Source organism: Paenibacillus sp. V4I7 (assembly GCF_030817275.1).
Lineage (GTDB): Bacteria > Bacillota > Bacilli > Paenibacillales > NBRC-103111 > Paenibacillus_E.
This window is the reverse complement of the sequence record NZ_JAUSZD010000002.1, coordinates 6,168,352-6,192,573: the sequence shown is the minus strand read 5'-3', so window position 1 is coordinate 6,192,573 and position 24,222 is coordinate 6,168,352. Positions and strand designations below refer to the sequence as shown.

The 24,222-nt window shown below is 44.2% G+C and carries 24 protein-coding genes; 19 read left to right on the top strand and 5 right to left on the bottom strand.

Going from position 1 to position 24,222, the window contains the following annotated elements:
* Nucleotides 1-15: 15 nt before the first annotated feature.
* The 3 genes from QFZ80_RS28965 to QFZ80_RS28955 all read left to right on the top strand — a co-directional run bounded on the left by QFZ80_RS28965 (nucleotide 16) and on the right by QFZ80_RS28955 (nucleotide 2,559).
* A complete protein-coding gene (locus tag QFZ80_RS28965) occupies nucleotides 16-813 on the top strand; it encodes an RDD family protein (protein ID WP_307552324.1) in 798 nt (265 codons plus the stop codon).
* A gap of 170 nt (nucleotides 814-983) precedes the next feature.
* Nucleotides 984-1,277, top strand: a complete 294-nt coding sequence (locus QFZ80_RS28960) for a Dabb family protein (RefSeq protein WP_307552326.1) — start codon at nucleotides 984-986, stop codon at nucleotides 1,275-1,277.
* Nucleotides 1,278-1,536: 259 nt separating this feature from the next.
* Entirely contained in the window at nucleotides 1,537-2,559 is a 1,023-nt protein-coding gene (locus tag QFZ80_RS28955) for a hypothetical protein (RefSeq protein WP_307562235.1), read from the top strand.
* Nucleotides 2,560-2,816: 257 nt separating this feature from the next.
* Here the strand turns inward: QFZ80_RS28955 and QFZ80_RS28950 are convergent, their stop codons facing one another.
* Nucleotides 2,817-3,671, bottom strand: coding sequence for a helix-turn-helix transcriptional regulator (locus QFZ80_RS28950; protein WP_307562233.1), 855 nt, complete (start codon nucleotides 3,669-3,671; stop codon nucleotides 2,817-2,819).
* A 146-nt stretch (nucleotides 3,672-3,817) separates the two neighbouring features.
* On the opposite strand from QFZ80_RS28950, the gene melA reads away from it, so the two are divergent.
* Complete coding sequence (melA, locus tag QFZ80_RS28945; protein ID WP_307552330.1) at nucleotides 3,818-5,116, top strand: alpha-glucosidase/alpha-galactosidase; 1,299 nt, start codon at nucleotides 3,818-3,820, stop codon at nucleotides 5,114-5,116.
* A 60-nt stretch (nucleotides 5,117-5,176) separates the two neighbouring features.
* Here melA and QFZ80_RS28940 read toward each other — a convergent pair whose 3' ends face one another.
* The 3 genes from QFZ80_RS28940 to QFZ80_RS28930 all read right to left on the bottom strand — a co-directional run bounded on the left by QFZ80_RS28940 (nucleotide 5,177) and on the right by QFZ80_RS28930 (nucleotide 6,765).
* Complete coding sequence (locus QFZ80_RS28940) at nucleotides 5,177-5,494, bottom strand: dehydrogenase (RefSeq protein WP_307552332.1); 318 nt, start codon at nucleotides 5,492-5,494, stop codon at nucleotides 5,177-5,179.
* 237 nt (nucleotides 5,495-5,731) lie between these two features.
* Entirely contained in the window at nucleotides 5,732-6,178 is a 447-nt protein-coding gene (locus QFZ80_RS28935) for a cupredoxin domain-containing protein (protein WP_307552334.1), read from the bottom strand.
* Nucleotides 6,179-6,288: 110 nt separating this feature from the next.
* Nucleotides 6,289-6,765, bottom strand: coding sequence for an HPP family protein (locus tag QFZ80_RS28930; protein ID WP_307552336.1), 477 nt, complete (start codon nucleotides 6,763-6,765; stop codon nucleotides 6,289-6,291).
* A gap of 120 nt (nucleotides 6,766-6,885) precedes the next feature.
* Here QFZ80_RS28930 and QFZ80_RS28925 point away from each other — a divergent pair, with 120 nt between their 5' ends.
* The 5 genes from QFZ80_RS28925 (at nucleotide 6,886) to QFZ80_RS28905 (ending at nucleotide 10,271) form a co-directional block, all read left to right on the top strand.
* A complete protein-coding gene (locus tag QFZ80_RS28925; protein ID WP_307562231.1) occupies nucleotides 6,886-7,797 on the top strand; it encodes a LysR family transcriptional regulator in 912 nt (303 codons plus the stop codon).
* A gap of 71 nt (nucleotides 7,798-7,868) precedes the next feature.
* Entirely contained in the window at nucleotides 7,869-8,468 is a 600-nt protein-coding gene (gene uptA, locus QFZ80_RS28920) for an undecaprenyl phosphate transporter UptA (protein ID WP_307552339.1), read from the top strand.
* 76 nt (nucleotides 8,469-8,544) lie between these two features.
* The gene (locus tag QFZ80_RS28915; protein WP_307552340.1) at nucleotides 8,545-9,111 is read left to right on the top strand and encodes a thioredoxin family protein; all 567 of its coding nucleotides are present in this window, start codon (nucleotides 8,545-8,547) and stop codon (nucleotides 9,109-9,111) included.
* Nucleotides 9,112-9,123: 12 nt separating this feature from the next.
* Nucleotides 9,124-9,747 carry an MBL fold metallo-hydrolase gene (locus QFZ80_RS28910; RefSeq protein ID WP_307552342.1) on the top strand — a complete coding sequence of 208 codons (624 nt, stop codon included), beginning with the start codon at nucleotides 9,124-9,126 and terminating at the stop codon, nucleotides 9,745-9,747.
* Nucleotides 9,748-9,995: 248 nt separating this feature from the next.
* Nucleotides 9,996-10,271, top strand: coding sequence for a hypothetical protein (locus QFZ80_RS28905; protein ID WP_307552344.1), 276 nt, complete (start codon nucleotides 9,996-9,998; stop codon nucleotides 10,269-10,271).
* Nucleotides 10,272-10,355: 84 nt separating this feature from the next.
* Here the strand turns inward: QFZ80_RS28905 and QFZ80_RS28900 are convergent, their stop codons facing one another.
* Entirely contained in the window at nucleotides 10,356-10,658 is a 303-nt protein-coding gene (locus tag QFZ80_RS28900; RefSeq protein ID WP_307552346.1) for a discoidin/SUN/FTP domain-containing protein, read from the bottom strand.
* A gap of 52 nt (nucleotides 10,659-10,710) precedes the next feature.
* On the opposite strand from QFZ80_RS28900, the gene QFZ80_RS28895 reads away from it, so the two are divergent.
* The 10 genes from QFZ80_RS28895 to QFZ80_RS28850 all read left to right on the top strand — a co-directional run bounded on the left by QFZ80_RS28895 (nucleotide 10,711) and on the right by QFZ80_RS28850 (nucleotide 24,219).
* Entirely contained in the window at nucleotides 10,711-11,619 is a 909-nt protein-coding gene (locus QFZ80_RS28895; protein ID WP_307552347.1) for a LysR family transcriptional regulator, read from the top strand.
* A 241-nt stretch (nucleotides 11,620-11,860) separates the two neighbouring features.
* The gene (locus tag QFZ80_RS28890) at nucleotides 11,861-12,859 is read left to right on the top strand and encodes an NAD(P)H-dependent amine dehydrogenase family protein (protein ID WP_307552349.1); all 999 of its coding nucleotides are present in this window, start codon (nucleotides 11,861-11,863) and stop codon (nucleotides 12,857-12,859) included.
* Nucleotides 12,860-13,078: 219 nt separating this feature from the next.
* Nucleotides 13,079-16,171, top strand: coding sequence for a gamma-glutamyltransferase (locus tag QFZ80_RS28885; RefSeq protein WP_307562229.1), 3,093 nt, complete (start codon nucleotides 13,079-13,081; stop codon nucleotides 16,169-16,171).
* Nucleotides 16,172-16,401: 230 nt separating this feature from the next.
* Entirely contained in the window at nucleotides 16,402-17,118 is a 717-nt protein-coding gene (locus QFZ80_RS28880; RefSeq protein ID WP_307552352.1) for a gamma-glutamyl-gamma-aminobutyrate hydrolase family protein, read from the top strand.
* 60 nt (nucleotides 17,119-17,178) lie between these two features.
* Nucleotides 17,179-18,720 carry an ABC transporter substrate-binding protein gene (locus QFZ80_RS28875; protein ID WP_307552353.1) on the top strand — a complete coding sequence of 514 codons (1,542 nt, stop codon included), beginning with the start codon at nucleotides 17,179-17,181 and terminating at the stop codon, nucleotides 18,718-18,720.
* Between the two features lie 106 nt (nucleotides 18,721-18,826).
* On the top strand, nucleotides 18,827-19,744 hold the full coding sequence (locus QFZ80_RS28870) for an ABC transporter permease (RefSeq protein ID WP_307552354.1): 918 nt from the start codon (nucleotides 18,827-18,829) through the stop codon (nucleotides 19,742-19,744).
* A gap of 12 nt (nucleotides 19,745-19,756) precedes the next feature.
* Nucleotides 19,757-20,683, top strand: coding sequence for an ABC transporter permease (locus QFZ80_RS28865; RefSeq protein ID WP_373460192.1), 927 nt, complete (start codon nucleotides 19,757-19,759; stop codon nucleotides 20,681-20,683).
* A 30-nt stretch (nucleotides 20,684-20,713) separates the two neighbouring features.
* Nucleotides 20,714-21,691, top strand: a complete 978-nt coding sequence (locus QFZ80_RS28860; RefSeq protein ID WP_307562227.1) for an ABC transporter ATP-binding protein — start codon at nucleotides 20,714-20,716, stop codon at nucleotides 21,689-21,691.
* A gap of 25 nt (nucleotides 21,692-21,716) precedes the next feature.
* Complete coding sequence (locus QFZ80_RS28855) at nucleotides 21,717-22,733, top strand: ABC transporter ATP-binding protein (RefSeq protein ID WP_307552358.1); 1,017 nt, start codon at nucleotides 21,717-21,719, stop codon at nucleotides 22,731-22,733.
* Entirely contained in the window at nucleotides 22,726-24,219 is a 1,494-nt protein-coding gene (locus tag QFZ80_RS28850; protein ID WP_307552359.1) for a gamma-glutamyltransferase family protein, read from the top strand. Before QFZ80_RS28855 ends, QFZ80_RS28850 begins: the two co-directional genes overlap by 8 nt.
* Nucleotides 24,220-24,222 lie beyond the last annotated feature (3 nt).

Below are 24,222 nucleotides of genomic sequence, written 5' to 3'. Positions count from 1 at the left end.
ATATAAGGAGATGCTATGAACGAGTCTCTGGATAAAGAACTAACCGTCGTTACACCTGAGCAGGTGCAATTGCAATTTCATACCGCAGGCATTGGCAGCAGGGCGATAGCGCATCTACTTGATTGTTTAATTTTGCTTGTGATGAATGGCCTATTATTCTTATTCGCTATTTTGATAAGCAGGTTATATTCGGGTGACTGGCTGCCGGCTCTTGCTGATTATTTGATCGCGATTGCCATCATTTTTTGGATTGTAGTGAACTTAGGCTATTTCGTTTGCACAGAAGCCTTCCTGGGAGGGCAAACACCCGGGAAAAGAATACTAGGACTACGCGTGCTTCAAAATAACGGGCAGTCGGCAACCTTATTATCGATCTTGATTCGTAACTTGTTTCGTCTGCTGGATATAATGCCAACTTTCTACTTCATTGGTGCAGTCAGTATCATCTTTAATTCAAAAGATAAGCGCATCGGTGATATGGTAGCCGGAACCATTGTTGTGATTGAAGCTCGTTTTGAGCGAATGAAACGTCGTCAACATATCGATAAGGCAATCTCCAAAAAGAATTTCCCCATACTCACCGTGGAGATAGAGGAAGCCAAAAGACAAGAGATCACTGCGATAGACTGGCAGCTTTTACAAGCCTGGGTCGAGCGAATACCGACGATGCATCATGTAAGATTACAGGAGTTAGCCGTACCCATTGCTCAACATTTTGTTAAGAAGCTAGAACATGACCAAGGGTTTACACGGAATTCTGCGGCATACTTAGCCCAGCTTTATGAGAAGCTGAGAAATGATTGGGAAGTTTAAATAGGACAGCTCATATGTCAGATAGGCGCATATTTGCTACTGTTAGCTCAGATTTCTGAGCTTACTTCAAAGTAGAGGCTCCATATCGACGTGTACACGCCTTCCTGTTATGATTAAAGGCGTTAATTATAAACACACTAAAACATGTTGGGGAAAGTAGGTTTTATATCATGATCGATCATATTGTACTTGTAAAATTCGGTGAAACAACGACGCAGGAGCAGCTCCAAGAAGTCGTTAATAGATTTAAAGCGTTAAAAAAACATCTAACAGGCATAGTAGATATTCAAGCGGGAATTAACTTTTCAGAAAAGAACAAAGGCTATCAAATTGTTTTATCTGTACGGTTTGAGGATAAGGCAGCTCTTGAAGCTTATGGTCCAAATCCGGAGCACCAAGCGGTTGCTGCATATATTAGAGAAGTAGGCAGAGTCGATAGTTTGATTGTTGATATTGAAATTTAATGAAGATAAAAACTGCTGATAGGGATTCGTCCTTAAAGAGTGTACTACTAATCCTATTTATAAATCCGGTTTTAAATGATACATCCCTCGGGCATACACTCGAATAAACAACTCAATACTAACCCACAGTTTATCTAAAGAACATTTTTTAAATACAGCCGGGATAAGGGTACAGGAGAATCCCATGCTACCGCATAGGATGATGATAGGTTTATGTATAATGAGGACAAAAGGACGGAAAACACGGGGTGCTGCAAAAATGAGCGAAGCGAATAAGGCGGCAGACGACGTCAACTTGCCCCCTTTCCTAGGGAGAACCGTTAAAGCCAGCGACATAAACGGGAACCAGGTGATTGGCCAGTTAAAGGCGATCAATAAAGATCATCTGACGTTGTACGACGCCGTTTCCGGGTGGATTTTTCTTCCAAGACACCAGTTGAAAAACATGACTGTCAGCGTAACGGACGACCCTAACAGCCTTTCATTAGAAAATTTGCAGGACAAGACTCTTCCTGAAATGCTGATGCTCCTAAAATATCGTCCCGTGCAAATTAGGCAAAACGATGCCGAAATCCTGCAAGGCTTGCTTGTCGAAGTGGGAGACCACCATCTGGTTTTGACCCGGCATAATGAAGTCGTATATGTGTCAACCGAACATATTTTAAGCATCCGCTACGGGACGAACGACAACGGGGTATCCTACCAGCCTATCGCTTTGCAATCTGAAGCTTTCGATTCACTGAGCACTCAAAGCGTCTCGAAAGATGAACCCATTCAGAGACTGGATGCTGGCACTGGCACAATAGAAGCAATGCCTGTATCAGCCGAAGGGGAAGCTGATGATGGAGCAAGCAACAACAACCAAGAAATCGACGGAAACTCTAACTATACCCCTAACTATACCCCTAACTATAGCCCCAGTTACCAGGCCACAACCGTATCCCAGGTTTCCGAATCGCAATCGTATCAAAACGTATACAGCCCGATAACCAATTCGAACAACGAGGGCTTAAATCAGTGTGAAACCCCTATCAACTCTTCCCAAACGAAACTCGTACACAAGGAAGATGGGAGCACTTCTTCAAATAGGAAAACGATGAAAAAAAAGAAGCCCGCTCTTTCGCGTCGCCGCAAGCGTGCATCCAAAGGAAGAAAATCGAAGACCCCGTATTCCAAGAAAAGAAACGTCATTTGCAAGCGAAACAGAAAGCAGCCTGTCAAACGGCGGCGGCTAAACGCAGCTCGCTCGGTTATTTCAAAAACCGATTCAAGGAAAGCTTAGTTGATCACACTGAGGGCGTAACCCTTTTTCTCCAGAGGAAAGAAAGACCTGAGCCGCTACCTGATAAGAAGACATGTGCTTGCAGAATAATTTAACTACCTCATAATCGAAATGTCTATCTCCGTTCCCCATGATATGGGACATGAACCCTTGCGTTCTCCGTATGATCTAGATAAATAAAGAAGCCTCCAGCCCCAGAAAAACTGAGGGGTTGGAGGCTTTCTTTTCCATAGAAGCGGATTCATAGAGAAGACCTATTAGGCTTTCTGTTCTTTACGATAAACCGAAGGTGCTAACCCACTCCATTTGCGAAATTGTTTGGAAAAATAGAGGGCATCGTTGAATCCGACAGAAGCCGCTACTTGGTCAATGGTCATGGATGTCTCTAACAACTGTTTGGCCCGTTCCATGCGAACTTTTAATAGATACTGCATAGGGGCTAAGCCCGTAGATTGTTTGAACATTTTACATAAATACGTACGGTGATAGCCTAGATTGTGTGCGAGTTCCTCGATAGATACCGGCTGTGTATATTGTAGTTCTAAATATCGGATGGCCTGTCCGACTTGACGCTCGATATCGGTTTCGGTTGTTGGGGTAAAAGCAATCTGGTGGCTGTTCACGCGCCCAAGTTCCCGGATTAAGAGGCGAAGCCAAGCAGCGGATTCCATATCCTCAAGCACTGGTGTGTCAGAATGCTGGAAACTTGAGCGAATATGGCGGTAATAATGACGAATGGAGCGGGGGTTACTCCCCGAAATGACGGCCTGATGGGGTGAAACGCCGATTTGCGAAAGCAAGGTTCCTGCTGCGCGGCCTGAAAAGGCAACCCACGTATAGTGCCAGGGATGATGGCTGTCTGCGATATAGCTGAACAACTCTCCGGGATAAATAACGAAGGTATCTCCGGCGGAGCATCGGTAACTGCGGTTATGCATCTCGAACGTGCCTTCTCCCGCATGCACGGTATGGATAAGGTAATAATCATGCACAGCCGGTCCCATTTTATGTAGAGGAATAGGCTTGCCTTCGCCACTGAAAAGTACAGATAATTCATTGGTACTATGGAGCGGATTGATATGAACGCTGAAATAGGAATGATCCTGATTCATAGAAGCCTCTTTTTGTTTTTGTTTCTAGGGTACATGAATAAACTACAAATGTCCATATAGGAGTTCATTCAATCCATATATTTGGGAGCTGTCCTGCGCTATAGTGAAGATAAGAAACAAGACCACACATTGGAGGAGATTCACACATGTCCAAGATTACTTTTCTAGGTGCCGGAAGTACGGTTTTTGCGAAAAATGTACTTGGTGATTGTTTGCTCACACCTGCGCTGCAAGGCTTTGAAATCGCTCTCTTTGATATTGATCACGAACGTCTGCAGGATTCAGCTAACATGCTGAATAACATCAAAAAAACTAGCGGAAGTACGTCAGTTATAAAAGCATATACCGACCGTAAAGAAGCTCTGAGCGGAGCTAAATATGTGGTGAACGCCATCCAAGTAGGTGGGTATGATCCATGTACAATAACTGATTTTGAAATCCCTAAAAAGTACGGCTTGCGCCAAACGATTGCTGACACGGTCGGTATCGGAGGTATTTTCCGAAATCTGCGTACGATCCCTGTGATGCTGGATTTCGCTGCGGATATTCGCGAGGTCTGTCCGGATGCCCTGTTCCTTAATTATACGAATCCGATGGCGGTATTAACCAATGTTATGAACACATATGGCGGTGTTCGTACAGTTGGCTTATGTCACAGTGTGCAAGCGTGTATTCCGGAGCTTTTCAAAAGTCTAGGTTTGGAAAAAGAAGGCGTTAAAGCCAAAATCGCCGGTATTAACCATATGGCATGGCTGCTGGAAGTAACTAAGGATGGTGTAGATCTCTATCCGGAGATTAAGAAGCGGGCTATCGAGAAGCAGAAGGAAAAGCATAATGACATGGTTCGCTTTGAAATGATGCTTAAATTCGGCCATTATATCACGGAGTCGTCCGAGCATAACGCTGAGTACCATCCGTATTTCATCAAACGTAATTATCCAGAGCTGGTTGACCGCTTTAATATTCCACTCGACGAGTATCCACGCCGCTGCATCGAGCAAATTAGCAGATGGAAACAAATGCGCGAGGATCTGGTGAATGATGCGAATTTGACCCATAAGCGTTCTCATGAGTATGCTTCCTACATTTTCGAAGCGATTGAGACTGATATTCCGTTCAAAATCGGCGGTAACGTGATGAATACTGGCTTGATCACGAATTTGCCGCGCGAAGCATGCGTTGAAGTGCCTTGTTTAGTGGACCGTAACGGTGTTACACCTACCTACGTTGGCGATCTTCCTCCGCAGCTAGCGGCGCTGAACCGTACGAATATCAATACGCAGTTGCTGACGATTGAAGCAGCTATCACACGTAAACGCGAGCATATTTATCACGCTGCCATGCTGGATCCACATACATCAGCAGAACTGTCGATGGACGATATCGTTGCGATGTGTGATGAGTTAATTGAAGCACATGGCAAATGGCTGCCTGAATATCACTAAATGTTCATATGAAAAAGAAGGTCGTGGCGTATGTCTAACATACCCATGGCCTTCTTTGCTTTAACCACCGAATGCGTCACGAAACGCATGGTTTAATACGTCAAGCTCCACATTCCAAAGCGGGGCAATTTCTGGTCCTACGTTTTCGTCGAACCAGTCGGAAAGCGCTTTGCGGTTGCTGCCGTTCTCCATGATGAATGGAAGATTCAACATCACCTTTTTCACATAGAGCTCCTCAGCAGCCCTAATCTGCTCGGGGGAAATCCATACTTTCAAGCGTTTAATCGTTCGGTATAATTCCTTGCTGCAAGCTCTCCGAATTCCACGTGCACTGGGGAACTGCTGCTTATGTTTTTCATTCGGCTTATTATTGATCATGACTGTATCCACACTCCTCTATGCTATTTGTATGCATGGAGAGGGCACAGAGCCACTGGGGACAGGAACCTAAGTCGCCCATTTGGGAGAGTGTTATCGATTTACTGCCTTATTTGAAATCATTGAACTTTGCAACAGTGTAAACGAAAAAAAACCTTACTGCTTCACCTGATATCTGAACGCCACGAGAGGAGTTAAGAGACCTGAGAGCAGATAAGGTTTTCGTCAGAAAAGCTGCTAATCCACCACGATGTAGCCGATCATCGGACCGCTATGGGCAATATCCGTGTGCGTCAAGCAAATGAGGCGGTAAGTCCCTTCCTGATCGGCTGTGAAATGTACAACGGTTTCCTTCCCTTTCTTGACTTCACCGCTAATATTTAGCCCTTCAATGAGAAAAGGGTGGCTCTGACCGTTCACACCATAGATGCTAAGCTTGATTCTCTCGCCCTTTTGGACAACGACGGTGCCTGGATCCCATCGATAGGCTTCGATTGTTTTACCGTCTGCCGTGGTTGATTTAAACTCTCCGGCAACCATGTGAATCGTTCTTTCTGCAGTCGGCTCGGCTGCTGTTGAGACAATGCTCCCACGGTTTAAATACAGCAAGCCGGAGAGGAGCAGCAGCAGAGCAGCGGCTGCCAGATAGAGATGCTTACGTTTAACAATCCATACTTGGGACATGGTTGGTCCGCCTCCTGTACAAGGTTCTTGTACATCTTATGCAGAGGCTTGTCAGCGCATGATAATGATCTGATGAACAGTTCTAGCCGCTGTTCGAGTGAGGGTTCTAATTACCACCATGCTGTGGGGTAATGGGTTCGGGTTGCCCGGTGATAAACGAGGGCAACCAGCACGAGCAGCGCGGCGCCGAGCAGCACCGGCGTGAGCAAGAAGCCCCAGCCCGCGCCCGTGAGCATCACGAGCAGCGGGTCAGCGCCGGCCGGCGGATGCAGCGTGCGCGTCAGCTGCATGAGCGTGATGGCGGCGCCAACGGCAAGGGCGAGGCTCCACGCGTGGACGCCGAAGGCGGAGAGTGCGCATAGCCCGACGAGCGTGCTCAGCAGGTGGCCGCCGATAAGGCTGCGGGGCTGCGCGAGCGGGCTCTGCGGGAGCGCAAAGGCGATGACGCAGGAAGCACCGAAGGGCGCCATAAGCAGCGAGAATCGGGTGAAATCGCCGAGTAAGCTGCAAACCAGAATGGCGAGAAACCCGCCGATTCCGGGGATGAGCAAAGTGAATACTTTTGGGAATGATGCAGGGCTATTCATTGCTGGTGTACACCTCTTTTCCTTTATTAATTCTCATGGTATCATGAGTTAAAATCATTTGAATAACGAATGATTTCGATGTCAGGTATTCGAAAATTAAATAGGTGGGGGTGGAGTACGATGCTTGAACATATGGACGGGCGCAGCATGAAAACCTTCATCACGGTGATGGAGGAGAAAAGCTTCAGCAAGGCAGCCCTCAAGCTCGGATACGTACAATCAACGGTTACAATGCATATACATCAGCTTGAGCAGACATTGGGTCAAGCTCTGTTTAAGCGATTGCCCCGAGGTGTAGAGTTAACAGCTGCGGGCAAAGAAGTTGCCCCCTATGCGTATCGTTACCTACAGCTTGGCGAATCCCTTCAAGATAAATTAACCGGCCTGCATGAACCCAAAGGAGTGGTGCGGCTCCGAGCGCTTGAATCCTTCTGCGTGCCGCATCTCCCGCAGCTGCTGCCTACTATATTTGAACAATATCCTCAGATTCAATTGCATCTGGAAACCGGGTTTCAACGTGATATTATCCAAGAAGTGTCAGCGTACCGCGTTGACCTTGGTATTGTTCCTCGCGACCCGAAAGCTAACAATCTTACTTTTATACCGCTTATCCAAGATGAATTGGTATGGGTAGGGGCTCCTGCATTGATAAGTCGAATGGAGAACGATGGTTGGGAAGCGATAGCGGATACCAAGGTAATCGGATTTGGAAGCCGCTGCATTTATCAAACGATGGCCTCTCAGGTCTTAGCAGACAAAGGATTATCCACTTTTACAGCAATGGAGTTCGACAGCACGGAAATGATTAAACAGACCATGATGTTTGGAATGGGACTGTCCTTAATGCCGTTAACATCCGTTCAGGAAGAACTACAATCGGGCAAGCTGATGAGACTGCAGCAGGAAAAAACAATTCTGCTAGAGCATGGGCTCATTCATCGCACAGGCAAAGACTTAAGTGCACCTGTACAGGCCTGCAAGGAGCACATTATATCCTATTTTTTAGCGCAAAAAGAGCGTGAAACTGGTTGATAGGAGCCCGTCTGTGATAGAATGTTTTATAGACTAGAGACGGATATTATAAGTGGAGAGAGGTTTCATGGATGAGTGAGATAATTCATAATGTTTTACTTTATTTGGAAGGGCTTGGGTATTGGGGTATTTTCCTCGGATTAATGATGGAAGTTATCCCTAACGAACTGCTGTTGGCTTATGCAGGCTATCTGGTATCTAAAGGTGAAATTAACTTTGTTGGCGCCATTATTTGCGCAGTAATTGGAGGTACCTTAGCACAAGTGGTACTCTATTGGATCGGACGCTACGGAGGCAGGCCTTTTCTTGAGAGGTACGGCAAATATTTGCTTATCAGCAAGCATCATATTGATGTAGCCGAGTCTTGGTTTAACCGCTATGGGACAGGCATGATCTTCACTGCTAGATTCATTCCCATTGTCCGTCATGCGATATCCCTTCCCGGCGGTATGGCCAAAATGCCACTAGGGAAGTTTACACTCTACACAGGTCTAGCTTTAATTCCATATTCCTTTCTCTATGTCTACTTGGGCATGAAGCTCAAAGATAACTGGGAAACGATTGACGAAATTGCAGGACCTTACATTAAGCCATTAATTATCGCAGCAGTTGTCTTAACAATCTTATATGTAGGTTATCAATTATATTTGAAAAGAAAAGCGAAGAAATAGGCCACAAAAATTTGGCGCTTTCGCTTGCATTTGCTACAATAAAAGAAACGAATGCGATTAGAGAGGATGATCAGCGATGAGTACGAATCTTGCAAGCAAACTGCGCACTGGCTTAAAGCCACAACAGTTCATTGACAGCATGGAGAAAAATCAAGAGCAATTTGTAGCTTATTACAATGGATTTGAATGGGGTAATGAAGAGGATAAGGAGTATTTTGATTCTCTTAACAACCGGGATGATCTGCGCTGTCTGATCGTTGCTGCGGATTGGTGCGGCGACGTTGTTCGCAACGTACCTGTCGTATTTAAAGCGCTAGAGAACAGCGGTATTCCTACGGAAGTACTTATCATTGAACAAAACTACGACGTCATTGATCAGTTCCTAACGGGTGGCGGTCGTGCTATTCCACTTGTTATATTTACAGATACAGGCGGTTTTGTTTTGGGACAATGGGGTCCGCGTCCGAAACACGTGCAAGCTGTCATGAATCAATTCAAAAAAGAAAATCCAGATCGTGAAGCGGCAGATTATAACGAAAAAATTCAAGTAGCCAGAGCCGAAATGGGCCGTCAATATGGTGAAGGTAACGGATATCATGCTGTTATTGTGAAAGAACTTCGTGAATTAATCGAGTCGTTCTAAAGGTGAATACATATGATTAAAATAGAATCATTTGTTCTAGGTCCGGTAAGTACGAACGCGTATTTATTATCTGATCCAGAAACGAAAAAGGGCATTATCATAGATCCTGGTATGAACCCTAAGTCGCTGATTAAAAAGATTGCTGATTTGGAAATCGAAGCGATTCTCCTCACGCATGCTCATTTTGACCATATCGGTGGTGTTGATGAGATTCGCAAGCTCAAACGCTGCCCCGTGTATATTCACGACCTAGAAGCCGATTGGCTGACAAATCCGAAGAAAAACGGCTCAGCTCGCTGGCCTGATCTAGGTGCTCCGATTGAAACGGACCCGGCTGAATATGCGCTAGATGAAGGGCAAACGCTCGAGTTTCTTGGCATTAAGCTTAAGGTGTTCCATACCCCCGGTCATTCACCGGGAAGTGTGAGCTTCTTATACGAGAAGCACCTGTTCAGCGGAGATGTTCTGTTCAAACTGTCGGTAGGTCGAACGGACCTTCTCGGTGGGGATAACAACGTGCTGCTGGATTCCATTCAAGATAAGCTGTTTTTACTCGAAGACGACGTCATTGTGTATCCTGGACATGGCGCCAAAACAACGATTGGTTTCGAACGAGAAAACAATCCTTATGTGTAATAAAGAAGGACTGTCCATGATGTAGTGGACAGTCCTTCTGTCGTTTCATTAGCAGCATGAATGCTCGTTCGCCCATGACATCTAACCATTTTATTTGGATCTGGGTGTTTACCGTGTTCAAGGTAGGTGCTCCCCCATAGACTGATGTTGTAAGCTATTCACCTAACCTAAACGAAAACAAAGTTTAAGACCATTTAATTTTATGATGAAAGTTTTCCTTAAGGAAAACTATGAGGAGGTGCTCTTTCATGGAATATGTAAAAGCTCCAACGTATCCGATAGCCCCGATGCCGATGCCAACCCCAATGCCGTTACCGGTACAACAGCAGCAAGCGCCAATGATGCAAAGCCCGGTTCACAATGATATCCATTTGCATGCATCCTACCAACAAACATCGTATGTTTTCCCAAAACCAGTTGCCGCGCAGCCTGTAGCCAAAGTTAGCTCTTATAACTCAGTAGGAAGTATTCTCGTTCTGTTCATTTTGCTTGTCATTATTACACGTGGGATTTGTAAATATTAATTCGTTGATCGTCAACAAAAAAGTAATCCACCTCGGGGATTCCGACCGGAGTGGATTACTTTTTTGTTATTATTCAATGTGAACTTAAGAGCCGTAAACCTCGAAATCGAATAATGAATATCCGTATGTTGTTCCTCTAGCTGTACAAAGCACTCTCACATATCTTCCGTTTTTCGCGGTAAACGCATTATCGTCAATACCGCCATTGCCGGTTGTTGTTACAAAGGCATCCGTCCAGGTCGTGTTATCAATTGAAGAGCGATGGTTGCACAAGCAGCAGGCTATAATTGTTTGCCAACATTCACCGTGGACGGAAAGAGCATTAACGTAGATAGTTCCTAGTTGAGATGATAGAATAGATAACAAGAATTGCGAGTTTGACGTCATGAATTGACTCTTGTTAGTATTCTACTCAATCAATAGAAACAGGTGATGCATTATGAACTTATTAGGTCTGCGTTACTTCTTGAAAGTGGCCAAAAGCTTAAATTTCAGCTTGGCTTCCCAAGAGCTGCATATCTCTCAGCCTGGACTTAGTCAGCAAATATCTACACTAGAAAAAGAAATTGGGTTGAAATTATTCAACCGCACCACGAAAAAAGTAACCTTAACTGAAGAAGGAGAGTATCTTTATAAGAAGCTTTCCCCTTCATTTGAAAATATCGAATTTATTGTGAATGAAATTTCCAATAGAAAAATTATTCCCCAAACGATAATCCGCATATCAACGGTCCCTTCCGCTGCGAGCACCTGGCTGCCCAAGCTATTTAAAACACTGCATTCAGAATTGCCGGAAGTTGAAATTTATGTTCAAGAGACATCTTCTACTAAAGCTATTGAAGATGTTAAGCAGCAAAGTAGTCACATTGCATTTATTCGTACACCAATCGACAAAAAAGCGATTACGGATCAAGGGCTAAATCTTATTGAGTTTACAAAATACCCCATGCAGGCCGTTGTTTCATTAAATCACCCTTCTGCACAAAATGAGTCGATAGATCTGTATGAGCTTAGAAATGACCCCTTTTTTCATTATGATAAAGAACAAGCACCATCCCTTCATTTTCTACTGGAAAAGGCTTGTCTCACTGCAGGCTTTCAGCCCAAAACTCTTTGTGTAGGATCAGAGATCCTAACGATTGAAAATCTCATTGCTGATGATCTTGGGGTCACCTTAATGCCAAGCGACATGGTCAATTTACTGAAATCTAATAGAGTTAAATCATTAAATTTGAAGGAAATATTACTGAACAGTTCGATTTCGGTCATTTGGAGAGACAGCAATTATGTGCCTCTTACCACACAGCATACCCTGAATATTATCAAGGCCAGCATGCTTAGCAAATAATCTCTGATAAAAACTGATAAATTCGATATAAACAAGAATCTAGCATACGGATAGATAACTTCTCTTAAGAGAGTCTTTTTTAAAGACTCTCTTTTCTCATTTCTTTGATATAATTTTACCTTAACAACAGGCGTTATTTATAATCGATTATTATAAATATATAAGAAATAGGTATTTCCGACTATTCTAATATTTTGATACGATTCACATGCAAAGACAACCAACAAGGAGGAGTATCGCAATGAAATTAAATATGGTGCAATTTGGACTTGGTCCAATAGGAATGGAAATTTTGAAAATGGGTTATCACTCTCCCGATGTTCTCGTGATCGGAGCTGTTGATGTTGATCCTGATAAAATCGGTAAGAACATCGGTGCATTAGCTGAAGCAGAAGGAAGTGATAGTTATGTCGTCTCTAATATAAATAGTCTTCCAAGCAACAAGGGCAAAAAGGTTGCTATTCATGCAACTGGATCAAATCTTGTTAAAGTATGGCCTCAGATTAGAGAGCTTTTGGACCACGGCTTTTCAGTAGTATCTACTTGTGAGGAATTATCTTATCCCTTTCACCGTTACCCGGAATTGGCCAAAGAAATAAACGAGTATTCCAAGCAAAAAGGGCAAATCGTGATCGGAACTGGTGTAAATCCTGGGTTTATCATGGATACGATGGTGCTTTGTTTAACGGCAGTAACCAAATCTATATCCAAAGTAACGGTGTCTAGGAAAGTGGATGTTTCCAAACGGAGGATTCCTCTTCAAAAAAAGGTTGGGATTGGCATGACCAAAGAGGAGTTTGAAGGGTTAGCGAGAGATAATAAAATCGGCCATGTTGGTTTGGAAGAATCCTTACGCCTGATTGCTTATGGCTTGAATTGGGAAGTAGGCGAGGTCAATAACCAAATCGAGCCAACGGTTTCCTCAGAAAATGTGGACTTAGCATTAACTTCTTTGAAGGTAGGCCAAGTGAGCGGACTGCACCAAGTTTCAACAGCAAAAACAAAGGATGGTAAGGAAATCATTCTTGATTTGGTTATGTCAGTTGGAGTCCAGCAAGCGGATGAAATCATTGTTGAAGGGGATGCCATACACCGACTGTTGATCCCAGACGGAATTTTTGGTGATACTGCAACGTCGGCCATAGCTATCAATTGTGCCAAGCTTGTTAACCAGTCCAATCAAGTAGGGCTATTGACGATGGCTGATCTTGGATTGCCAAGAAATATACATAATCTCTAATCCCGGATATTCAATCTATGAAGGGAGGTGGATCAATTAATGACGGTTCAATAACGCTCCGATCTTGCAAGAACGCTTCTTTCCAGAATTCCTGTCGTGAATAGAATGGGAGCGCAAGGCCAAGCTCGTCACATTTTCTGAATTTCTTACATCATGGTTCTTACATAAGAACGAGGAAGGAAATACAAGAAATTATATTTGTGAGAGGTAGGTTGATGTATGGTTAGAAAACATGTAAGGTCACTGATTTGTGCCACGTTAACAACCATCCTGGTGTTGTCGACTCCCACAGCTATATTCGCAGATCGTCTCCCTTGGTATCAACAAAGTCCGGTTGCTACGGGGACTGGGGGGGCTGCAGCTACAGAGCACCCTCTTGCCTCGCAGGCTGCCATGGATATTCTTAATTCGGGCGGTAATGCAGTAGAGGCTGCCATTGCTGCGGCAGCCGTTCATGGTGTGGTAAGACCATTTTCTGGAGGCATTGGCGGCGGCGGATACATGCACATCTACTTAAAAGATCAAAACAAATTCGTCGTCCTTGATCATCGTACTACGGCAGGAAGCAGTTTTGGCGCTCACTCATTTCTAGACACGAATGGCATAGAGTATGCGGAAGATATCCGTGATAGTAGCGGCCCGAGCGCCGGGGTTCCAGGTGTGGTTAAAGCTTGGGAAAAGGCACTGCAAGAGCATGGAACAGGAAAAACCTTGAGCGAACTTCTGCAGCCAGCTATCCAGGTGGCGGAAAATGGCTTCTACGCAGATGATAATTTCATCCGTGAGATAACCGAGAATGCGCCTCGCTTTCGCGCCTATCAATCGACAATTGATTTGTACTTAAATCCGGATGGGAGCGTGCCGCCAGTTGGAACACTCATGCAAAATCCGGATTTGGCTAACACTTACCGTCTCATAGCACAGCATGGAAGTAGTAAATTCTACAACGGAGAGATTGGGCAAGCTGTGGTGGATGCGGTGTATAATCCGCCAGTCGTAGCTAATCCCCCTTACCAAGTCATCCCAGGTGACCTGACCTTAAGCGATTTTCAAAATTACAATGTTCTTGAATATGCACCCGTCAAGGTGAATTATAGGGGTTATGATATTTATGCTCCTCCTCCTTCTTCATCCGGTGGGACTACCGTTGGGCAAACTCTCAATATTCTTGAAGGGTACAATATGGGGACAATTCCCCGTGATGCGGCTCTGCATTACTTTATAGAAGCATCGCGTTATGCCTTTGCCGACCGCAAAGCTTATTTAGGTGATCCTGCGACGTATACGGGGACTATGCCTGTTACAGGATTGTTGTCCAAAAACTATGCGGAAAGAGTCAGACAAAATATTGGAGATATCGGTACCCAACGCTTGGTGGAAGCAGGAGATCCTTGGCCGTACGATGCGAACCCTAACCTTCCGACTAATCCGATACCGGCTGCTGGTAAGCATACATTTTCCTACAATTTTGCCGGTATAGCGAATGGTTCTACCTGGGATTCCACGGGGAAGTTTATAACCGCAAAGGGTGGAAATGGAACCGTCGCGATTCATGTTCAAAACGAAACGGGTAACATGCAAATTTCAGGAAGCAAAAACGCTTATGTGCGAGCCCAATCGGTGATGGCACCCATTAGCGACAGTGAACTGCTTGTTAAGTTCAAGATGAATGAACTAACCGGAAACCGCAGCTTACGGTTTTGGTTGAGGGCTGATTCATGGAATAGCACTACCGTTCCGAATAACGGCTATGGTGTAGAATTAAATACAAATACGGACAGCGTAAAGCTCATAAGAGCAGCAGCAGGCGGCCAAATAACAACAATTGCAACATTTGCACATACTCGCATCACGGATTGGCAGTGGCTGCGTTTCCGTGTGGAAGACAATCAACTCCAAGTGCGTATTTGGAATAATGGCGTGAATGAACCTAGGGAAGACTGGAAATATTCCATGCAAGATAGTCAAGTTACTGGTACAGGTAAATTGCTGCTGAGCGCTATTGCATTATCAAACGGAAGTTTAGGTGGCAGCTTCAACGTAGACGATATTCATGTAACTGATCTGCATCCACTAGCATTCTCATCGAACTTTAACGGTGTAGCGAACGGCTCCTCATGGGATTCCACAGGATTATACACAACCCAATTGGGTACAGGAGCAAGTAACCCAGGGGTAGGGGCACAGATCGACGTGCAGAGTGAAACAGGAAGGATTTATCTGGATAAAACCCAATTTGCTTACGCAAGGGCCGAATCGTCGATGAATACTCTCTCAGACTCCGAATTGTTAGTTAAGTTCAAAATGAATGAGCTTACAAACGATCGTAATTTGCGGTTTTGGTTGAGAGCTGATGGATGGAACAGCACGAGTGCTCCTCATAACGGTTATGGTGTGGAGATAAAGACCAATTCTGACAAGGTGAGGATTCTTCGAACAAGACAAAGCAACGGAGCCTTTGCTCTCACTGAAATCAACCATCCTCGAACTACAGATTGGCAGTGGCTGCGTTTCAGTGTCGAAGGCAATGTAATTAGGCTTAAAATTTGGAAGGATGGGGAAGTAGAGCCCGTTGGTTGGCTGCATCAGCGCACGAATAGTGATGTTGTTGCACCTGGGAAATTCCTGCTCAGCGCAGTCGAGCTAACTGGAGGTACTGGGGTGACTGGGGGAAGCTTCCAAGTGGATGATATGCAGGTATTCGACCTAGATGTATTCAAGAATCAAGGATCTACTATTCACTTGAGCGTATCTGACAGTGATGGAAATATCGTTTCTTATACAAGCACCATTAACTCCATTGGCGGCAATGGAATAGTTGTACCAGGGTATGGGTTTCTTCTGAATAACGATTTGGCCACGCGTGTACCTTCCAATTCTCCAGTCGGAGCTCCTAATGGGCCACGTCCTGGAATGCGCGCCTTAAGCAGTATGTCACCCACTATTGTTATGAAAGATGGGATTCCGGTGATGGCTTTGGGTTCACCTGGAGGAGAGACAATTATAACCTCGGTCGTACAGGTATTATTGAATCGCCTTGATTTTGGGATGACTCTTCCCCAGGCGGTTGCGGCTCCTCGTTTATCCCAGCGCAACCATAGCTTTTTTGGAAATACGCTTATTGAGGCTGAATTTCAAAATGCGGTGGAATACCAGCAATTACTGGCTCGTGGGCAGCAATTATTTGTTACTTCGGGAGTAGAGGGTATTGGAGCAGTTAATGCAATAGAGTTCTTTCCAAACGGCGAAGTGCAGGCTGTTTCCGAACCTTCCCGAAGAGGTGGAGGAAGTGCAATGGTTCAAAATCCATAATAGAATTGAGTAGCAAAAATAGAGGCTTTCCTGAAAGTATTTTAATTGAAGGAGAGTCTCTTATTTGTTGCTTATCTGGATATATGTAAAATTAACTAATAAAAGTGCTTGTATATATAACTTCTGATTATAATTATATAAGAATCTTGTATTTACTGCCTTGAAATGCTTCATGGTAGAATAGTAAAATAGTAAAAATTTTCAAGCAATTCAATGAATGAGCAAAAGGAGTGTACGATTTGAAACCAATTATCGGTATTACCTCTAACATCAGAGAAGAGAAATTACTCACAACAGGCATAAGCAATATACACGCGATTGTGAAAGGAGGAGGTGTACCCATTGTATTACCGAATTTATCGGATGAATCTATGATCGATCGTTTGGCCGATTCAATTGATGGTTTATTGGTGACTGGCGGTAACGATGCTGATCCGACTCTTTATGATGAGGAACCTCATCCTAATCTCGGTGAGGTTTGTCCGGAAAGGGATTACTTCGAAATAAGGCTCATAACCAAGCTGTTGACAAGAAATAAGCCCATTCTAGGAATTTGCCGAGGGTGTCAGATGATCAACGTTGCTGCTGGCGGTAAATTGTATCAAGACATTCATGTACAATATGGCAAGCCCCTCTTGCAGCATACTCAAAAAGCACCTAGATCACATCCCACCCACTATGTAGATGTAAAGGAAAGCTCTTTAATTCATGACATTGTTCAGTCCACCCGCTTCAAAGTAAACAGTTTCCATCATCAAGCGGTTCGGAGCGTTCCAGAGGGATTTGATGTCACAGCATTATCCAGTGATGGTATCGTAGAGGCGTATGAAAGCAAACAACATCATTTTGTTCTAGGCGTACAGTGGCATCCCGAAAATTTGGCGCAAAAAAATGATGTATATTCGTTAAGACTATTTAACGCATTCATTGAAGCCTGTCGACGATAAGGTGACCAATTGTTAAGCTGATTTTCCGATTATTTTTTAAAATAAAAAGGGGGTAATACTATGCGTATTATGAAATCAGCAGTAATTTGTTTGCTTACAATTTCAATTCTAATAGCGGGTTGCAGTAAAAAGGAAGTTCCAACCGATGTAAAGGACGAACAGCGTACGCTTACCTTCGCGTTACCGACAGAAATCAAGACGATGGATTTATATGCACATAACGACCATGTCACATGGATGGCGATTAATAACCTATATAGCACTTTGTTTAAGCGTAATACGAAGGGAGAAATTGTTCAAGATTTAGTAGAGAAATACATAAGTTTAAACGAAACAACATGGGAGTTTATCCTGAAAAAAGGGGTGAAATTCCACAACGATCAAGAATTAACGGCCGAGGATGTTAAATTTTCATTAGAGAGAGCGGCTACTGATAAAACGCTGAACGAAAGTAGTGCTTACAAGTCGATTAAAGAAGTTAAAATAATAGATTCACATAGATTCCAAATTATCACGCCAAAGCCAGATCCTTTATTATTAGGAGTGCTTGCTCGAACCAGCGCTGCTATTTATCCAAAGAAATATATCGAAGAAAAGGGTATGGACTATTTTAACGAACATCCAATTGGTTCGGGACCCTATAAATTTGTCGAATGGAAACGAGGAAGTCACGTTACTATGCAGCCTTTTGAGTCCTATTTCGAAGGACCTGCTAAGGATTGGAGCAAGTTGGTGTTTCGTATCCTTCCTGAGAGTACGACAAGGGTTGGAGAGCTGCTAACAGGTGGTGTAGATATCATTCCTGGAGTTACTAGCAACGAATGGGAACGTATTAAAGGAAACAACAAAACGGAATTAGCTTCTGCGGTATCCAACCGTGTAGCAATGATAGTGCCGAAGGCTACCTCCGGCACTCCTACTGCGGACACTCGGGTAAGAGAAGCCATAGAATTAGCCATCGATAAGAAGCTGATCATTAATAAGTTACTGGGAGATGGAGCTACGCCAGTTCGAACTCGTATAACACCTGGAAACTTTGGAGCTAATGATAAACTATATAATGTTGCTTTGTATGATATTAATCGGGCTAAAGAGTTATTGAAAGAAGCCGGTTACGAAAAAGGCTTGGAGCTAACCATGCAATCTTCTAATGGTCGCTATGCAAGGGACAAAGAAGTTGCTGAAATGGTTGTTGGTATGTTGGCCAACGTAGGAATCAAAGTGAAATTGGAATTAATGGAATGGAACAGTTATTTGGAAATGAGAAATGCGAACAAGATCGGTGATTTGCATATGGTATGGTTTGCAAACTCATTCTTTGATGCACATATTATGATAGGCGAGCATCTCACATCGAGTAGAAAAATGGAAAATCTGGGGTACGTAAATCAGGAACTTCTTAACTTGCTTAAACAGGCAGAGAACAACATGAATACAGAAGATCGTACTAAGCAATATCTACGAGCTCAAGAGATCGAAGCCCAAGAGCGGATGCGTATTTACCTCTATTTAGAACACAACACTTATGGTGTTAACAAATTGGTAGACTTTAAACCGCGATTGGATGAAATGTTCAAAGCTTATGACATTACGAAACGCTGATTATCAATTTAATTAAGCCCTAAAGGGGAAGGAGCCGTGTATAGCTCCTTTCTTTTAATAATGGACAACTGCGTGCCCATTTTGCGTAACTTAAGGAAGTGAATCCATGAAGCACTATGCGATTAGACGTTTGATTCAGATGATACCTGTATTATTTATTATTATTTCTATTGTGTTTATCTTGATGTACATATCGGGTGATCCTATTGTACTTATGCTTCCTGAGGATGCAACTCAAGAAGATAGAGATGCGCTTAGGACAGCGTTAAACCTGGATGAACCCTTCTATGTTCAATTTGGCACCTATTTATGGAATATACTGCATGGTGATTTTGGAAATTCCTTCAGGTACAACCAAGCAGCTTTGCCGCTTGTGCTGGAAAGGCTGCCTGCAACTGCTCAGCTAGCTGCTGCCTCCATGATTATTGCCATAGCTATGGCTGTACCACTAGGTATTTGGTCGGCAACCCGTAAAAATTCGGCTATTGAATTAATAGTAACAACTGGAACGGTTTTGGGGAAAGCGATGCCCAACTTTTGGGTAGGAATTATGCTTGTATTATTGTTTGCCGTCAATTTGCAATGGTTTCCCGTTTCCGGAAGCGGTACACTTGCACATCTTGTCCTGCCAGCTATTACACTCGGCACATCCGTTGCCGCATATATTGCTCGTTTAACACGTTCCAGTATGCTGGAGTCCTTGAATCAGGATTATGTTAGGACAGCAAAAAGCAAGGGCTTGAAACACTCGATTGTGATCTATAAGCATGCTTTGAGAAACGCATTGATTCCTGTCGTTACGATTATTATGCTGCAGACGGGTGGTTTGGTCGGGGGGGCTCTTGTTACCGAATCGATTTTTGCTTGGCCGGGATTAGGTCAGCTTCTTGTTCAATCCATCAATGCAAGGGATATGTCTGTCGTACAAGCCGCAATATGTGTTATTGCCGTTATGGTTATAGTCATGAATCTGATAACGGATATTGTGGTAGGATGGCTCGATCCGCGTATTAAATATAGATAGGAGAGTAGATGGATGATGACGAGTACGCAAACGGTCCTAGTAAGTGAAGCCTTGCAAGAAAACCAAATAGATAACGAAAAGTCTCGAATCTCCAAGTGGGGGAAACTGCTGCTTAAAAGCAAAACAGGGACAATAGGGTGCATTGTTTTAACTATTGTTACACTGACAGCCATATTTGCTCCTTGGATAGCACCCTACGATCCGGGAGAACAGCACATTGCCGATATGCTGGCTCCGCCTTTTTGGATGGAAGGCGGTAGTGCGCAATACATACTAGGTACCGATAACTTGGGCAGAGATCTTTTAAGCAGAATTATCTACGGCTCTCAGGTTTCCGTCATTGTTGGTTTATTTTCAGTTGTTGTTGCAGGTGTGATTGGGATGACCATTGGTCTCCTTTCGGGTTATTACGGTGGATGGCTCGATAACTTTTTTATGCGTCTTGTCGATTCGTTTCTGGCTATTCCAAGTATTCTTTTTACGTTGGTCATCTTGAAGCTGACAGGTCCGGGGTTAATGACGTTAATTGTTGTGCTGGGGATAACGAATTGGGTAGTTTATGCACGGGTAATTCGAAGTGAAATTCTCAGTCTGAAGGAGAGAGAATTTGTAAGAGCAGCCAAATCGATTGGTGTCCGCGATTGGCGCATCATAGTCAAACATTTGTTGCCCAATGTATTTTCATCTTTTAGTGTAATCGCTACGTTGAGTATGGCTACGACCATAATTGCTGAGGCTTCCTTGAGTTTCTTGGGATTAGGTATTCAACCACCGGCAATCTCTTGGGGAGGGATGCTCAGCACTGGACGGGATTATTTGGCGACGAATTGGGGACTGGCGACGTTTCCTGGTTTGGCGATAACCATTACAACCCTGGGAATTATTTTTGTGGGGGATTGGTTGAGGGATATTCTCGACCCCCGTTCTGGAGATGTATAAGAATTGAGACTGTAATGAGGGGGAGAAAAATTGAACCAGCCGACTTTGCAAGTTACAGGATTACAAACACATTTCTTTACAGGGAATGGTGCTGTAAAGTCCGTTGACGGTGTTACCTTCAGCTTGCTGGAGGGAGAAACGCTTGGAATCGTGGGGGAGTCAGGATCAGGGAAAAGTGTTACCTCTTTATCGATTATAGGATTAATCGAATCCCCGGGCAGGATCGTGGGAGGTGAGGTCAGATTTCTGGGTCGGGATTTACTGCAGCTGAAGGAAAGCGAAATGAGGAAGATTAGAGGTAAGGAAATCAGTATGATTTTTCAAGAGCCGCTGACCGCATTGAATCCGGTCTTTCGAATCGGGCATCAAATTCAGGAAGTACTGATGAACCATAATCAATTGCATAAGGCAGATGCCAAACGGCAAACTCTGGAGCTGCTTAAAAAGGTCAAAATTTCAAGACCTGAAAGCGCATACGATTCATACCCTCACGAACTTAGCGGAGGAATGAGACAAAGGGCTATGATTGCCATGGCGATTGCTTGCAAACCTAAGATTTTAATCGCAGATGAGCCAACCACCGCCTTGGACGTTTCAATTCAAGCGCAAATTTTGAAGATTATGAAAGAAATTATCCGTGATGAAGGCAGTTCTATTCTTTTGATCACTCACGATTTGGGAGTTATTGCTGAAATGGCAGATAGGGTCGCGGTCATGTATGCAGGTCAAATTGTCGAACAATGTGACGTATATACCTTATTTAAAGCCCCCAAGCATCCCTATACCCAGGGACTGCTCAAGAGTACCCCCAAATTGCATAATAATGAAGAGACTTTGGATTCCATTGAAGGCTCTGTACCCCATCCCTTGAATATGCCAGTAGGCTGCCGCTTCCATCCGCGCTGCTCCTACGCTACGGATAAATGCAACCAAAACGAACCTCAATTGAGGGAATTAGAGTCAGGCCATCAGGTGCGGTGTTTACTTTATGAGAACGGATTCCAATAAGCTGAACAAGAGAAGAGGTGCTGCCATGAAAACAACGGAAGGACGAAAGGTGATCTTGCAAATTCAGCAATTAAGCAAGCAATTCGACATCAGTCACGGGATATTTAATAAGAAAAAACAAATTCTCAAAGCGGTGGACCAGGTTGATCTTACTGTGTTTGAGGGGGAAACCCTAGGTATAGTGGGAGAATCCGGATGTGGCAAATCTACCTTGGGCAACATGATGATGTATTTAACGGAGCCTTCTTACGGAACTGTTGAATTTGACGGTGTTGACTTTAGTAAGTTGTCACGTGAGACGCTGCGGCGAAAGCGTAAAGACATTCAAATGATTTTTCAGGATCCATTTTCGTCCCTCAATCCACGTATGAAGATTTTTGATATCATCGCAGAGCCCCTGCTCACTCATGGAATTGCCAGAGGTAAGGAACTGAAGGAACAAGTGCATAATATTTTGGAAGCTGTAGGCTTATCACCAGATTATGCCAATAGATTTCCTCATCAATTCAGCGGAGGTCAGCGGCAAAGGGTGGGGATAGGTCGTGCCATAGCGCTGAAGCCTAAGTTGATCGTATGTGACGAGCCCGTATCTGCACTAGATGTATCTATACAATCGCAAATTCTCAATCTTCTATCTGTTCTGCAAAAGCGCTATGGCTTAACCTATGTGTTTATTGCGCATGGATTACCGGCTGTCGCTTATATCAGTGATCGTATTGCTGTGATGTATCTTGGAAGAATAGTCGAAATTGGGAATAAGGAGGATTTGCTTCATGCGCCAGATCATCCCTACACCGAAGGCTTATTGGCATCCATACCGATCTCTGATCCGGAACATCGTGGAATCAAAAGAAAGGCCTTGGAAGGGGAAACCCCGAATCCAATCAATCTGCCCTCCGGGTGTGCGTTTCATACACGCTGTCCCTATGTGCAGGACCTTTGTAGAGCTGAAGCGCCGCCACTTGCTTCAAGTGGAGTGGATCGTTTGGTTGCTTGTCATTATCCACTGACGAGCAAGCAGGAGGTGCAAATTCATGGGTGAGCGTCAATACGGTGTTAGTGCGGCACATCCTTTAGCTGTGGAAGCAGGCTTATCCGTTTTGAAATCAGGTGGTAATGCGGTAGATGCAGCCATTGCGGTTTCTTATATGCTCGGAGTTGTCGAGCCCTATGCTTCCGGAATTGGCGGGGGCGGGGTTATGCTCATATTTCCTGAGTCCGGACAAGAACCAGTGGTATGTGATTATCGTGAAGTGGCTCCGATGTCAGGGATTGTCTCTATGGAGGAGGTTGGCGTCCCGGGATTCGTCAAAGGTATGCAAGGGGTGCATGAGCGATTCGGCAGCATAGATTTACGGACCTTGCTTGATCCGGCTATTAAAGCCGCGGAGGAAGGAATTCCTGTCGGAGAAGCGTTGCATCGCCAATTGATGAAGGTACAGCATGTCCAGCCGGAAAACTTTCCAGAGTTCTTCCCGGAAGGAACAGCCGCGGTTCAGCCAGGTGAACCATTAAAGCAGCCTCTGTTAGCCCAGACCCTGCGAGCTATTCAGGAGCATGGTTCAGATTGGTTCTACCAAGGAGAATTGGCGCGCGAGATTTCATCGATCGTTGACGGAATGAAGGAAAGCGACTTTCAGAATTATAAGATTTCTTTCAAGCAACCTCTTTATAGTGAATATGATAATTACGATTTGATCACATGTCCTCCTCCATTCGGCGGAGTTAGCTTGATTCAGGCGTTGAAGATGAGCGAAGCACTGGGTCTACATACTTTTCCGCAAGGATCAGTGCCTCATGTCCACTTGTGGGGAGAAATTATGAGTAAATGCTATGCACTGAGAAGTACGACATTGGGAGATCCAGATTTCTACGATTTTCCAAGCCGACGACTGATTAGTCGAGAATATATGAATCCACTAGTTGAAAGCATCAGATTGGATCAATCGTCTGAGGCAGCAGTAACAATGGGGGATGTAGGCAATACGACGCACTTTGCTATCGTCGATCGTGATGGCATGCTTGTATCCACAACCAATACAATCGGCGGCTTCTTTGGGCCTGGTATAGCTGCGGGCGGGTTTTTCTTAAATAACCAGCTGCGCAATTTTTCTAGTAATGTGGATTCACCCAATGCATGTGAACCTGGAAAAAGGCCGCAAAGCTTCGCTTGTCCAACAATTCTGCGAAACCACCAACAGAGCATAGTAATCGGTTCAGCTGGAGGTAAACGAATCCCAATGACGATGTCCATCATTCTGGAGAATATGGTGAAGCGGGATAAAGGTATAGAGGAAGCAGTCGCTGCCCCCCGTTTTTTTATAGACGAAAAGGTAGTTCAAACGGAATACAAGCTACAAGCAGAAGTTGAAGAAAAGCTGATCAGGCTTGATTATGAGGTTGTACATAATCCTGATGCCTTGTTTTATGGCGGGGTTCATGGACTGAAGACTACTCATGCTGCTGGTCAAGTATGGGGTGCTGCCGATCCAAGAAGAGGTGGATCATGGGGTGTTGGTAAATATTGATTA